This window comes from Leeuwenhoekiella obamensis (assembly GCF_055391795.1).
In genome coordinates this window covers 332,354-345,000 of the sequence record NZ_AP029251.1, presented here as the reverse complement: position 1 = coordinate 345,000, position 12,647 = coordinate 332,354, and the positions used below count along the sequence as shown (strand labels likewise).

Genomic DNA, 12,647 nt, shown 5'->3' with positions numbered 1-12,647 from the left:
CCTTACGGTGACGGACTTCAGGTACCCCCAGCTTCCATGGCTTGACGGGCGGTGTGTACAAGGCCCGGGAACGTATTCACCGGATCATGGCTGATATCCGATTACTAGCGATTCCAGCTTCATGGGGTCGAGTTGCAGACCCCAATCCGAACTGAGACCGGTTTTTAGGATTCGCTCCACCTTGCGGTGTGGCTGCCCTCTGTACCGGCCATTGTAGCACGTGTGTGGCCCAGGACGTAAGGGCCGTGATGATTTGACGTCATCCCCACCTTCCTCACGGTTTGCACCGGCAGTCTGGCTAGAGTTCCCGACTTGACTCGCTGGCAACTAACCACAGGGGTTGCGCTCGTTATAGGACTTAACCTGACACCTCACGGCACGAGCTGACGACAACCATGCAGCACCTTGCAATCTGTCCGAAGAAAAACCTATTTCTAGATCTGTCAGACTGCATTTAAGCCCTGGTAAGGTTCCTCGCGTATCATCGAATTAAACCACATGCTCCACCGCTTGTGCGGGCCCCCGTCAATTCCTTTGAGTTTCATTCTTGCGAACGTACTCCCCAGGTGGGTTACTTATCACTTTCGCTTGGCCACCCAGCCCTCAATTGGGCCGGACAGCTAGTAACCATCGTTTACGGCGTGGACTACCGGGGTATCTAATCCCGTTCGCTCCCCACGCTTTCGTCCATCAGTGTCAATATATTATTAGTAGCCTGCCTTCGCAATCGGTATTCTATGTGATATCTATGCATTTCACCGCTACACCACATATTCTAGCTACTTCATAACAATTCAAGATTAACAGTATCAATGGCAGTTCTCCCGTTGAGCGGAAGACTTTCACCACTGACTTATTAATCCACCTACGGACCCTTTAAACCCAATGATTCCGGATAACGCTTGCACCCTCCGTATTACCGCGGCTGCTGGCACGGAGTTAGCCGGTGCTTATTCCTACGGTACCGTCATCAGATCACACGTGATCCTTATTCTTCCCGTAAAAAAGCAGTTTACAACCCATAGGGCAGTCTTCCTGCACGCGGCATGGCTGGATCAGTCTTTCGACCATTGTCCAATATTCCTCACTGCTGCCTCCCGTAGGAGTCTGGTCCGTGTCTCAGTACCAGTGTGGGGGATCTCCCTCTCAGGACCCCTACCCATCGTTGCCTTGGTATGCCGTTACCATACCAACTAGCTAATGGGACGCATGCTCATCTTGTACCGTAACCTTTAATAATTAAGTGATGCCACTCAATTACACTATGGAGGATTAATCCAAGTTTCCCTGGGCTATACTCCAGTACAAGGCAGATTGCATACGCGTTACGCACCCGTGCGCCACTCGTCAGCAAATTAGCAAGCTAATTCCTGTTACCGTTCGACTTGCATGTGTTAGGCCTGCCGCTAGCGTTCATCCTGAGCCAGGATCAAACTCTTCATCGTAGTATCTTATATAATATTCAACGAATCAAGGTCTTGTCAAGGTTTGAAAATCTAAGGATTCCCAAAATGCTCATAATGATTAATTCTAGTCTTTTGTTTCAAATACTATCTCTATATTTAGAAATAATACGCGCTGTCAATTCAATATGTCAATGAACAACGAAAATCAATTTTCGTCTCTTTGGTAGTTAGTAAGGAATCGAACCTTATCTCTTGTCACCAGACTAACTCTTTTTTTTTTAAAAGAACCTACCCTCAGAACCTCTCTCTGAAAGCGGGTGCAAATGTAAGAACTTTTTTAAACATCAAACAAATTTAATTTGATATTTTTTTTAAGTCTCTTTTGCTACTATTTTAATGAACGCCCGTCTCGTTTATTTTTAAGCCGGAAGGCAAAGGTACGACGTTTATTGAAATCTGCAAGCTAATTGCAAAAGTTTTTTTAACCTCATTTTAACCTTTATTTCTAAGAACTGCCCCGCAACGTTTTTACCGTTTTGGGAGCGCAAAAATACACTCCTTTTTTCTTTACTTCCACACATTTTTTGAAGTTTTTTGAAATTATTTTTTGACTCTCTTATTACCAGCATTTTATACACTGAAATAAATTTTAAAAAGTCTCTAAATAACTTCAGGATTTCTAGAATCATGAAAAATGAACTGCAATTTGCGTTAAGGATGGAGCGCATGTTTGAGCTCATGCGCCTAAGCGCATAGCGAGTAGCGAGAGCCTGACCCCGCCCAAAGCGGGGTAACGCCCAAAAGGAGAATGCTACAATTCATCCTTATAATATTACAACTGGGTAATTGAAATTACCATAGCACACTGATTCCCTATACTTTAGCAGCATAAACAAAACAAAAAATCATGAAAACTATTATTTATGCTGTTGTTCTTATGCTGGGATCCTTAATTTATGGTCAGGAGAATTCTACGATCACTGTTGCTGTAAACAATGCAACTTCTGATGTTGGAAAGATGCATTTTGCCCTGTATACAAAGGGTTCTTTTATGAAAAAGCCTGATGCGAGTGCTACCGGAATTATCAAAGACGGTAAAACGGTGGTGACCTTTGAGAATATTGAGCCGGGCGTGTATGCTATTTTGTGCTTCCAAGACAAAAATGAGAATGAGAGAATGGATTTTGAATTGAACGGAATGCCTAAAGAGCCTTACGGAATGTCAAATAATGAGTATTTAATGGGTCCTCCTACTTGGGAGTCGACAAAATTCACGGTGAAAGATGAACCGCTTGTGATAGAAATTAGACTTTAAAACGCATACCGACTAATAAAAAAGACCTCTAATAGAGGTCTTTTTTATTTTAGTGCATTGCATTAATCAAAAACAAAGGTCATAACTGCTCGTGGTGGAATGCTCAAAATATGATCTGCATCATTTAATTGCAACTTGAAATATTCTTCTTCCTCACTTTTGTTTTGTGCGATAAGCACAATATTTCCTTCCGGAGTTTTAAAAGCGACGTTAGCGATGGAAGAAATTTCGGTTGATTGAATTCTATGCGAACCTGGTTTTACAAATTTTGAAGCTTGACCGATTGTATAATACGCCGGATTTCTTTCAACTTTATCTCCTGTAATGGTAATTGCGCCCAAACAACGGTCGCACCCTCCTCTATCTGTATGTGGATCTTGGTTCTCATCGGCAGCAAGATTCCATTCTAAAACTGTTTTGCACCAATTGCGCGTAGCGCCGATGATCAAATTCTCAATATGCCAATCTAATTCTTGCTCAAAATTTGCTGGCGCTCCCACCCATTGCTCTGTGAAATAGAGATTCTTTTCGGGATGGGCATTATGCACTTGGCTTAAATTTTCAATTTTACCACCATATAAATGAAAAGCACTACCATCAACATACTGCGCTGCATCTATATCATCAAGTATACTTATGGGATAATCTGGTCTGTCTGCATTATGATCATACAAAATGATCTTTGTCTTGATTCCCTCTTTTTTGAACGTTGGTCCCAGATTTTCTTTAATAAAAGTAGCTTGCTGATCTGCTAGCATGAGTAAACTGGGATTGTTGCCTGGATGCAGCGGTTCATTTTGAATGGTAATCGCATCAATTGTGATTCCGTTTTGCTGCATTGCTTTGATATATTTCACAAAATAATCTGCATACGCTTGGTGATATTCTGGCAACAAACTTCCTCCGCGTGTATCTCCATTATCTTTCATCCACACGGGCGGCGACCATGGCGAACCCAAAATCTTAATACCTGGATTTATTTTTAAAATTTCTTGAAGCATCGGCACAACATCTAGCGTGTCATGTGCTAGAGAAAAATGGTTAAGCTCTGGATCCTTTTCGCCGAAAGGCAAATCATCATAAGAAAATGGAGCTTCATCAAGATCTGAAGCACCAATGCTCACCCTAAGATAACTTATGCCAAGATCGTTCTCACCGTTACCAAAGAGTTCTTGCAAAATATTTGCCCTCGCCGGAGCACTCATCTTATGCAAATGCATCGCGCTACCGCCGGTAAGCGTGTAACCAAAACCATCCATTTCTTGAAAAGTAGTTTCTGGATCTATCGCTATAACTGGCAAATTTGCGATCGCAGTGTCTGTCGCAAAAATGGTTTCTTTCTTAAGTTTTGCTTCACCGTCGTAGGTTGTAAGATATCCCGTGGCGATTTTTTGATTCGATTTTTCTTTACCGCAACTTGTAATTAGGCTTGCGCCAAAAAGAATCCCAATGAAAATCCCTAGCAATTTTGATGTGCTAAAACCCGAATGCAACCGACTCATAAAATTTGAAAATTACGCTTGATAAAATGGTAGAAATATCATGTTGTTCTACAATGTTAATATACAGTGAAAAATAGTATATATATTAAGGACAAGTAAAAAATTGCAAAACATACAGTTTAACTGAAGCAAAATTGATTTCATATCACTGAAAACAAACACCTTAAAACAATCTTAATAGATAACACTTTTGTTTTATATCTATTTTAATAAGTTTTCCTGATAGTTTTAATAATTTTACTTTACTAAAATTTCCCTATGACTATTACTCAATTAAAATATGTTCTTGCGGTTGCTGAAAACCAGAATTTCACGAAAGCTGCTCAAAAGACTTTTGTTACTCAACCTACACTGAGTATGCAAATCCAGAAGTTAGAAGATGAGCTTGACGTGCAGATTTTTGATCGCAGTAAAAAGCCCATTGAGCTTACAGACATAGGCAAGAAAATCGTTAACCAAGCGAGAAATATAGTTAACGAAGCAAACAGAATTGCAGATATCGTTGACCAACAAAAGGGGTACATAGGGGGAGAATTTAAACTAGGTGTTATCCCAACGGTAATGCCCACATTGCTCCCTATGTTTTTGAGAAACTTCATTAACAAATATCCTAAAGTAAAACTTAGCATAGAGGAACTACCCACTGAAACAATTTTAGAACGTTTACAAGAAGGACATCTTGATGCTGCCATCGCCGCTACGCCTTTAAAACATGAAAATATTAAAGAGCGCCCTCTCTATTACGAGCCATTTATGGCGTATATACCAGAGAATCATCGCTTGCGTGGTCAAGAAAAAATAGATGTTACAGATCTTGATCTTGGCGACATGTTATTGTTAGAAGACGGCCACTGCTTTAGAGATGGCGTTATTAATCTTTGTAAAGCAAATAGAAATTATGATGATGAGACTTTCTCTTTAGAAAGTGGAAGTTTTGAAACCATGATAAAACTAGCTAATGAAGGTTTAGGAATGACTCTTCTTCCCTATTTACACACATTAGAATTTAGCGCTAAAGCAAGAGAATCATTGCATTCTTTTAAAGAGCCAGTTCCTGCGAGAGAAGTAAGTTTATTGTATCATAAAAGCGAATTAAAAATGCAGATCATTGAAGTCTTAAGAGCTACAATTTCTGGTGTAGTAAAAGGTGCGATCGCTTTTCAAAATGTAAAGATCATAAGCCCTATAGCTAAATCATAAAATTAAAAAAGCCTCTGATTAGGAGGCTTTTTAATAATTAGTATTTTACTTCGTTAAATAGATCAATGATTTTTCCAGTTCTGGATTAGTTTCGCTCAGGGAAAGAATATATTCTTTTAACTCTTCGATTTCAAAAGGTAAAAGACGCTTTACAGCTTTCTTTAATTCCCTGCAAAAAAGTACATAATCAAAACTCACCTTATCAAGGATCGTTTTTGTGTACTCAAACATCGCTCTTGCCATATTTGGATTGTGATTAGGGTTATTGTTAGTAATTAAGTAGTTGTACAATCAATAAGCAGAATTCATAATTTATACTTTAAATATACTAAAACTGTTAAAGATTTTACGAACTAAACCGGTTTTTTAACAAAAAATATGCAATTAAAAACGGTTATCCCCATCTAGTAAATTACCTAAACCTCCTAGGATACTACCTTCTCCTTTATCGTGTCCGCCCATCTTTGGCGCTGCAGCGATAACTCTATTTGCCAGACGGCTAAAAGGTAACGATTGTATATACACAGTACCTGGACCAGTAAGCGTAGCAAAGAAAACTCCTTCACCACCAAAAATCGTATTCTTAATACCGCCGACAAATTCTATATCATAATCTACGGTATGGTCAAAACCTACGATACAACCTGTATCAACCTTAAGACGTTCACCAGGCAGTAATTCTTTTTTCATCATGGTTCCGCCGGCATGAACAAAAGCCATACCGTCGCCCTCTAGTTTTTGCATGATAAAACCTTCGCCTCCAAAGAGTCCTCGACCCAATCTTCTAGAAAACTCAATACCTATTGAAACTCCTTTTGCCGCGCAAAGAAAAGCATCCTTCTGACAAATAAATTTCCCACCACTTAATGTAAGATCCAGAGGAATGATTTTTCCTGGATATGGCGAAGCAAAGGTTACCTTCTTCTTCCCCATGATCTGATTGTAGAAAACAGTCATAAAAAGACGTTCGCCGGTCAATAATCTTTTTCCTGCACCAAAGATCTTCCCCATAAATGTGGAATCATTTTGTGAACCGTCGCCAAAAATGGTTTCCATCTTTATACCATCTTCCATGGTCATAAATGTTCCTGGCTCTGCAATTACGCCTTCTTGCGGGTCTAGTTCCACCTCAACATATTGCATTTCTTCGCCAAAAATCTTGTAGTCTATTTCGTGTGCAGTCATTTGTATTTTTTGTTTTGATTGATGAATGTTCTATTAATACGTATAACAATACTTGATATTGTTACAGGTTTAGGACTTCAATTTTACCGTCCATTGAAATTGAAACGTGCTTACCTCTACTCCATCTTTATTTGCACCCACAGCTTTCATCCAGCAAGTTTGCCCTTCTCCTGTTTCAATAGCTCTATTAATTGTCTCTCGTATAAGCGCTCCATCTTTACAGATAAAAGTGATCTTCCCAGTGGCCTTTTTGGTGAAAACCGCATTATTTTGCGCCACCAGCATAGATATCTTCTTACCTGATCTTTGCACTTCGCTCATTACTAATGCTCCTGTGCTCATCTCTGCAGCCATACCTTGCACCGCCCATAACATTGACTTAAATGGATTTTGATTGATCCATTTGTGCTTAACGTTAACCACGCAAAAACCATCATTGATCTCTTTGATGCGCACCCCGCAAAGCCAGGCAGATGGGAGCTTAAGCATCATAAACGTATTTATTTTTGAAGGAGTAAGTGCCATAATAAAAGGGTATGTTTCTCCTCAAAGATACAGTTTGAGTTCTATATTTTGAGTTAAACTCAAAAGTTAATAAAAAGTTAATTTTAGGTACTATGTTTTGCAAACTACCTTTTTTTAGACATATATTTGCATAAGAAATTAATAAGTAATGGAAACTAGCATCACAAATCACCAGAAAACTTTGGCAATGTTTATACACTTGTCAACCTTTTCACAAATCTTTATTCCGTTTGGCAACTTTATAGCGCCAATGATCCTATGGATGGCTCAGAAAAAAGATTCAGCGTTTGTTGATGATCACGGCCGCAGGGCTATTAATTTTCAGTTAAGCTTATTTCTGTATAGCATTATTATCATTCTTATTGCCGTGCCTATTATTCTTTTACAGGCATTAGCAATTGCAGATGATACGCTATATGGAACTATTGATAACTGGGAAGAAATAATCTCTGTGGGTGAAGTTACTGGGCTAGTCGTTACGGCTATTATCACCGGGATAGTATTAATCGCACTATTCGTTATCGGTATAATCGCTGTAATTTCTGCCTCGATAAATGCTAACAATGGCAGGTATTACAAATACCCTATTTGTATTTCATTTATCAAACCAATCGTCAATCAAACTGAATCTGCGTCGGCCTCATCAACCGATAATTCAGAGGGACCATTCAACACACCTCAATAATGAGGAAACAATCAAAAAACGAACAGTTTAATCGAATTAAAATGAGAATCCATGAAGATTGAAAACACAAAGGCGCAGATGCGCAAAGGGGTTCTAGAGTACTGCATACTCAGCATTCTTAAAGATAATGATGCCTATGTAGCAGAAATTCTAGAGACTCTTAAAGAAGCTAAGCTCCTTGTGGTTGAGGGTACGATCTACCCACTTCTAACAAGACTTAAAAATGCTGGGCTTCTTAGCTACCGCTGGGAAGAATCTACTAGCGGTCCACCTAGAAAATATTATGGACTTACCGATACCGGAAAACTCTTTCTTAACGAACTCACCGGCACCTGGGAAGAATTAAAAATGGCCGTAAACACGGTAACCTCTCAAAAAAGCAACACAAATGAATAAGACAGTTAATATAAATCTTGCAGGCTTATTTTTTCATATAGATGAAAACGCCTACATGAAGCTTCAGCGCTATCTTGCCGCGATAAAGCGATCATTTACTGATGCTCAGGGACGCGATGAGATCATACAAGATATAGAAGCGCGTATTGCAGAGCTTTTCAGCGAAAAGGTGCAAAACGAAAGACAGGTTATAGGCCTTAAAGAAGTAGACGAAGTCATCGCGGTAATGGGACAACCCGAAGATTACCAAGTAGACGAAGAGATCTTTGAAGATGAACCGCAACCTAAAACACACTATAAATCACAAAGCAGCGCAAAAAAACTGTATCGTGATCGTGACGTCTCTTACGTGGGCGGTGTATGTTCTGGTCTTGGCCATTATATGGGTATAGACGCGATCTGGGTTCGTATTCTGGTTATCCTTCTTACTTTCTTAACAAGTGGGATATTCATACTATTTTATGTAGTGTTCTGGATCTTTATCCCAGAAGCAAAAACCACTAGCGAAAAACTAGAAATGCGGGGAAAGCCGGTGAACATCGACAATATTCAGCGTAAAGTAAAAGAGGGATTTGAAAATGTTGCCGACAGTGTAAAAAGCGTAGACTACGAGAAATATGGTAACAAAGCAAAACGCGGAGCTACAGGTTTTTTCGCCACACTAGGCAAGATCTTAATGTTCATCGTTAGAGTCTTTGTGAAACTATTCGGTATTCTATTGATATTAATTGGAGCCTCTAGTGTGATTGGTCTTTTTATCGGACTTTTTACAGCCGGAACATTAGGAGTGCTTGACGGCGGTTTCAATGATTATGTTACAGTATTCAATACCACAGGAGCGCCGCTTTGGTTAATCTCACTTTTAACGCTATTAGCAGTAGGAATTCCATTTTTTGCAATCTTCTACCTAGGTCTTAAGATCCTCGTTAATAATCTTAAAAGTATGAGCCTTACGGCGAAATTAATCTTGGTAGGATTGTGGTTTATTTCTCTAATCGCTCTTGGCGTACTTGCTATAAGACAAGCTACCACTTATACCGTAGAAGGTGAAACCTTTGAAAAAAGAGAGATCAATCTCACTGAAGACGATACTTTGAGAATCGAGATGGTAGGTTACAGAACAGGAAGAAGTAACTACTATAAAGACATGAGCATTGTAAAAGACAAAGACAATAACAAAGCACTTCTTGTAGGTCATGTAAGATTCAGAATCTTAGAATCTGAAGATGACAAGGCACATCTAGAAATTATAAGAAGTGCTCGTGGCACAACTTATGACGATGCAGAAGAAAATGCTTCACAAATTGCAGCAAACTGGTCTTTAATTAATGGTAACGAGTTAAAGCTTTTCAATTATTTCTTATTGCCTTTAGACATGCAGTTTAAAGATCAAGAAATCAATTATGCGATCTATTTGCCAGAAGGAGCTAAACTTATAGTAGATGACAACACCAGCCATTATCATTTAAATTCTTCGATCAGTGGAGATCTGCTTTGGAGTGGTTCAGAAGAAAATCTACTGATCATGCGTGATGGCGAGTTGCATTGTGACTATTGCCCAGAATCTAACAGAAGAACTTCTACCAGTGAATGGAAGTACTCTGATGAAGATGGTGAGTATGATTTTGACGCAAGTCTAAAAAGACAAGATGGTACGGCTATAGGTACAGATGTAGATACTACTGCGGCAACTATAAGTGATGATGTTATGGAGTATCTGCCTGGTGCATGGACGCAAACAGGAAGTGATGAGATCAAAGAAATAGATTTTAGAAAAGATGGAACAATGTCTATTACCTTTGATAACGGTGATAAAATAGACGGTAAATGGGACACAAAACCTTCGGCGATAGCGCTTAAGTCATTCCCAGCGATGGAATCTTTTTCTGGACCAGACCTGTATTTAGAATACGACAGAACGAAATCTAACTATATGATTACCGCACTTAATAAGGAGATGTCTGCTGGCGAACTTACTTTAACCGGCAAAGACATTGTACTTAAGAGAAAATAATAATCAATAAATCAATCAAAATGACAACTCTAATCAAATTTCTTGTAGCATCAGCAGTAGGTTTACTGTTTACTTCATGCAACTTTAATGTTTCATGGGGTCAAGTAGATGGCAACGGCAATGTTGTAGAAAAGGATCTTATGATAGACGAAGCATTTACCACCGTTGACGCAAGTAGCGGTTGGGATGTGTATTTGTCTCAAGGTTCTCAAGTAGAAGTTACCGCAGAGACTGATGAAAATCTTCTAGAACTTCTTGAAGTTGAAGTTCGTGGTAACACACTTTACATTAAAACGCTAGATCATGAGAATGTAGGCCGCGCAACTTCTAAAAAGATCTATGTTACGTATGTAGATGATCTTAAAAATATCTCTGCCAGTAGTGGTGCAGATGTTTATGCAGAAGACACACTAGAAGGTGAAAATCTTAAAATAGATGTTTCTAGCGGTGCTGAAGTTGAAGCTAAAGCAATGGTTAGAAAAATATCTTTAGAAGCAAGTAGCGGTGCCGGCATTACCGTAAGCGGTGGCGCAGAAACAGTAAGCCTTGATGTAAGTAGCGGCGCAGATATTGATGCTCGCGAACTTAAAGCAGAAGATGTAGATGCAGATGCTTCTAGCGGCGGATCTATAGAAACTTGGGCTGGCAATTCTATCACCGCAAATGCTTCAAGCGGCGGCGATATAGAATACTGGGGAAATCCTAAAAAGAGAGATATTCCTAAGAGTGTTTCAGGTAATGTAAAAAGCCGCGATTAGAGTGAAATTTTAGTATTGAGCAATGCCTTTTCGGTTTGCCTTTCGGCGAAAGCCATAAAAACTTGATCACACTTATAATTGACCGATTAAAAAATAAAAGCCGCATTTGCGGCTTTTGTTATATTTGGCAAAATAATTATCTGTAGCAATATTGGCCTTTCTCAATCTTATTAGATACAAAAACCTGTTGATGATCGCGATCACGCAGGTTATTATACATTATGGTTTTATAATTCAGTTAAAACTCCCGCACACACTGAATGACCTCCAACTCATAATTTTAATTCTGGCCAGTGTTTTTATTGCGGCAGCGGGATACATTATTAATGATATTAACGACGTTGAGATAGACAAGATCAACAAGCCGAAGAAACTTTATATCACAAAAAACTTTTCGGAAAAGACGGCTTACAATCTTTATTTGCTCCTTAATATTATAGGTGTTGGTTTAGGGTTTTTATTAGCAAATCTCATCAACAAACCTGGTTTTGCGTTGAGCTTTGTTTTGATCTCAGCTCTGCTTTATAGCTACGCTTCTTTTTTAAAACGTATTTTACTTGTAGGCCATATCGTGGTAAGTGTTCTTGTAGCTGCGACCATTTTTGTTGTCATTCTTTTTGATCTTGTTCCCGTGTATGCCGTTTATTATAATGTGCTAGCTACACCATTATCGGTTTTGAGAGATTATGCGATTTTCGCTTTCTTGCTCAATCTTTTGCGAGAGATCGTAAAAAGCATTGAAGATATTAAAGGTGACAAAAATGGCGGAATAAAAAGTCTTCCTATTCTTCTAGGACGTACACGTACATCTGTGATCACTTCAGTTTTAGCACTTGTTTATATCGCTGTGCTTATCGCGTACATTTATGAGTTTCTTTATGGTAATTTATTTTTTGTGATCTATCTGCTTCTTGGAGTTTGTTTCCCATTATTATTTTTTGCTACAAAAGCCTGGACCGCCGAAACTAAAAAAGAATTCACAAAGCTTTCAATAGTGATAAAGTGTGTAATGCTTGCCGGTGTTCTATCTTTGGGCGTACTCACGCTAACGATTAAATATGCTGCTTGATAAATTAGCCGGTAAAAAGATCATTCTTGCATCGCAATCTCCCAGAAGAAAAGAGTTGCTTAATGCAATGAATATCCCGTTTACTGTTAAGCCAAAACCCGTAGATGAAACCTTCCCTGACGGACTGAACGGCAAAGAAATAGCAGAACATATCGCTAAGCTTAAAGCCGAAGTTTACCTTAACGATATCGCAAAAGATGAGATCGTGATAACTTCTGACACCGTGGTTTGGTGCGATGGTATAGCAATGGCAAAACCTGCAGATGCTAAAGAAGCTTTTAAAATGATCAAGCACCTTAGCGAGAAGAAACACGAAGTTATTACTGCGATCTGTCTTTTTACTGCTGATAAAATAATGGTGAAAAGCGATGTGGTTTCGGTTACATTTAAGGAGTTGCGAGGTGCAGAGATCAACTATTATGTTGAGCATTTTCAACCGTTTGACAAAGCTGGTGGTTATGGCATTCAGGAGTGGATTGGCCACATTGGCATCACTAAGATCGATGGCGCTTACAACTCTGTCGTGGGCTTACCTACGCACTTGCTCTACGCTATGCTAGAGGAGCTTTTAGATTAGAATTTTTCTTTTTTG

13 protein-coding genes and 1 rRNA gene (1 of these 14 cut by a window edge) are annotated in these 12,647 nt (G+C 39.1%); 8 read left to right on the top strand and 6 right to left on the bottom strand.

The features are described 5' to 3' along the window. Positions 1–1,445, bottom strand: a 16S ribosomal RNA gene (locus ACZ5L8_RS01625); it reaches 83 nt to the left of the window's first position. Between the two features lie 407 nt (positions 1,446–1,852). Further along, the gene (locus ACZ5L8_RS01620) at positions 1,853–2,095 is read right to left on the bottom strand and encodes a hypothetical protein (RefSeq protein ID WP_464439274.1); all 243 of its coding nucleotides are present in this window, start codon (positions 2,093–2,095) and stop codon (positions 1,853–1,855) included. A 218-nt stretch (positions 2,096–2,313) separates the two neighbouring features. Between ACZ5L8_RS01620 and ACZ5L8_RS01615 the strand changes: the two genes are divergently transcribed. Next, positions 2,314–2,721 (top strand): DUF2141 domain-containing protein, encoded by a 408-nt coding sequence (locus ACZ5L8_RS01615; protein ID WP_464439273.1) that lies wholly within the window; start codon positions 2,314–2,316, stop codon positions 2,719–2,721. A gap of 62 nt (positions 2,722–2,783) precedes the next feature. Here the strand turns inward: ACZ5L8_RS01615 and ACZ5L8_RS01610 are convergent, their stop codons facing one another. After that, positions 2,784–4,223 (bottom strand): glycoside hydrolase family 30 protein, encoded by a 1,440-nt coding sequence (locus ACZ5L8_RS01610; RefSeq protein WP_464439271.1) that lies wholly within the window; start codon positions 4,221–4,223, stop codon positions 2,784–2,786. A 258-nt stretch (positions 4,224–4,481) separates the two neighbouring features. Between ACZ5L8_RS01610 and ACZ5L8_RS01605 the strand changes: the two genes are divergently transcribed. Continuing rightward, positions 4,482–5,423 carry a LysR family transcriptional regulator gene (locus ACZ5L8_RS01605; protein WP_462599206.1) on the top strand — a complete coding sequence of 314 codons (942 nt, stop codon included), beginning with the start codon at positions 4,482–4,484 and terminating at the stop codon, positions 5,421–5,423. 45 nt (positions 5,424–5,468) lie between these two features. Here the strand turns inward: ACZ5L8_RS01605 and ACZ5L8_RS01600 are convergent, their stop codons facing one another. The 3 genes from ACZ5L8_RS01600 to ACZ5L8_RS01590 all read right to left on the bottom strand — a co-directional run bounded on the left by ACZ5L8_RS01600 (position 5,469) and on the right by ACZ5L8_RS01590 (position 7,133). After that, positions 5,469–5,666, bottom strand: coding sequence for a hypothetical protein (locus ACZ5L8_RS01600; protein ID WP_462599207.1), 198 nt, complete (start codon positions 5,664–5,666; stop codon positions 5,469–5,471). 141 nt (positions 5,667–5,807) lie between these two features. Further along, entirely contained in the window at positions 5,808–6,608 is an 801-nt protein-coding gene (locus ACZ5L8_RS01595) for a TIGR00266 family protein (protein WP_464439270.1), read from the bottom strand. 69 nt (positions 6,609–6,677) lie between these two features. After that, positions 6,678–7,133 (bottom strand): DUF4442 domain-containing protein, encoded by a 456-nt coding sequence (locus ACZ5L8_RS01590; RefSeq protein WP_464439269.1) that lies wholly within the window; start codon positions 7,131–7,133, stop codon positions 6,678–6,680. Positions 7,134–7,281: 148 nt separating this feature from the next. Here ACZ5L8_RS01590 and ACZ5L8_RS01585 point away from each other — a divergent pair, with 148 nt between their 5' ends. The 6 genes from ACZ5L8_RS01585 to ACZ5L8_RS01560 all read left to right on the top strand — a co-directional run bounded on the left by ACZ5L8_RS01585 (position 7,282) and on the right by ACZ5L8_RS01560 (position 12,632). Continuing rightward, a complete protein-coding gene (locus ACZ5L8_RS01585; protein ID WP_464439268.1) occupies positions 7,282–7,818 on the top strand; it encodes a DUF4870 domain-containing protein in 537 nt (178 codons plus the stop codon). Between the two features lie 51 nt (positions 7,819–7,869). Continuing rightward, complete coding sequence (locus ACZ5L8_RS01580) at positions 7,870–8,214, top strand: PadR family transcriptional regulator (RefSeq protein WP_462599211.1); 345 nt, start codon at positions 7,870–7,872, stop codon at positions 8,212–8,214. Beyond that, complete coding sequence (locus ACZ5L8_RS01575) at positions 8,207–10,228, top strand: PspC domain-containing protein (RefSeq protein WP_464439267.1); 2,022 nt, start codon at positions 8,207–8,209, stop codon at positions 10,226–10,228. Before ACZ5L8_RS01580 ends, ACZ5L8_RS01575 begins: the two co-directional genes overlap by 8 nt. Before the next feature lie 20 nt (positions 10,229–10,248). Further along, positions 10,249–10,986 (top strand): head GIN domain-containing protein, encoded by a 738-nt coding sequence (locus ACZ5L8_RS01570; protein WP_462599213.1) that lies wholly within the window; start codon positions 10,249–10,251, stop codon positions 10,984–10,986. 151 nt (positions 10,987–11,137) lie between these two features. Continuing rightward, complete coding sequence (locus ACZ5L8_RS01565; protein WP_464439266.1) at positions 11,138–12,055, top strand: geranylgeranylglycerol-phosphate geranylgeranyltransferase; 918 nt, start codon at positions 11,138–11,140, stop codon at positions 12,053–12,055. Next, positions 12,045–12,632, top strand: a complete 588-nt coding sequence (locus tag ACZ5L8_RS01560) for a Maf family nucleotide pyrophosphatase (RefSeq protein ID WP_464439264.1) — start codon at positions 12,045–12,047, stop codon at positions 12,630–12,632. Before ACZ5L8_RS01565 ends, ACZ5L8_RS01560 begins: the two co-directional genes overlap by 11 nt. Positions 12,633–12,647: the final 15 nt, after the last annotated feature.

Coding starts and splice junctions, on each gene's coding strand:
- ACZ5L8_RS01590 (WP_464439269.1), bottom strand. CDS start 7,133: ATGGCACTTACTCCTTCAAAAATAAATACGTTTATGATGCTTAAGCTC.
- ACZ5L8_RS01595 (WP_464439270.1), bottom strand. CDS start 6,608: ATGACTGCACACGAAATAGACTACAAGATTTTTGGCGAAGAAATGCAA.
- ACZ5L8_RS01620 (WP_464439274.1), bottom strand. CDS start 2,095: ATGATTCTAGAAATCCTGAAGTTATTTAGAGACTTTTTAAAATTTATT.
- ACZ5L8_RS01605 (WP_462599206.1), top strand. CDS start 4,482: ATGACTATTACTCAATTAAAATATGTTCTTGCGGTTGCTGAAAACCAG.
- ACZ5L8_RS01575 (WP_464439267.1), top strand. CDS start 8,207: ATGAATAAGACAGTTAATATAAATCTTGCAGGCTTATTTTTTCATATA.
- ACZ5L8_RS01560 (WP_464439264.1), top strand. CDS start 12,045: ATGCTGCTTGATAAATTAGCCGGTAAAAAGATCATTCTTGCATCGCAA.
- ACZ5L8_RS01580 (WP_462599211.1), top strand. CDS start 7,870: ATGAAGATTGAAAACACAAAGGCGCAGATGCGCAAAGGGGTTCTAGAG.
- ACZ5L8_RS01585 (WP_464439268.1), top strand. CDS start 7,282: ATGGAAACTAGCATCACAAATCACCAGAAAACTTTGGCAATGTTTATA.
- ACZ5L8_RS01610 (WP_464439271.1), bottom strand. CDS start 4,223: ATGAGTCGGTTGCATTCGGGTTTTAGCACATCAAAATTGCTAGGGATT.
- ACZ5L8_RS01615 (WP_464439273.1), top strand. CDS start 2,314: ATGAAAACTATTATTTATGCTGTTGTTCTTATGCTGGGATCCTTAATT.
- ACZ5L8_RS01570 (WP_462599213.1), top strand. CDS start 10,249: ATGACAACTCTAATCAAATTTCTTGTAGCATCAGCAGTAGGTTTACTG.
- ACZ5L8_RS01600 (WP_462599207.1), bottom strand. CDS start 5,666: ATGGCAAGAGCGATGTTTGAGTACACAAAAACGATCCTTGATAAGGTG.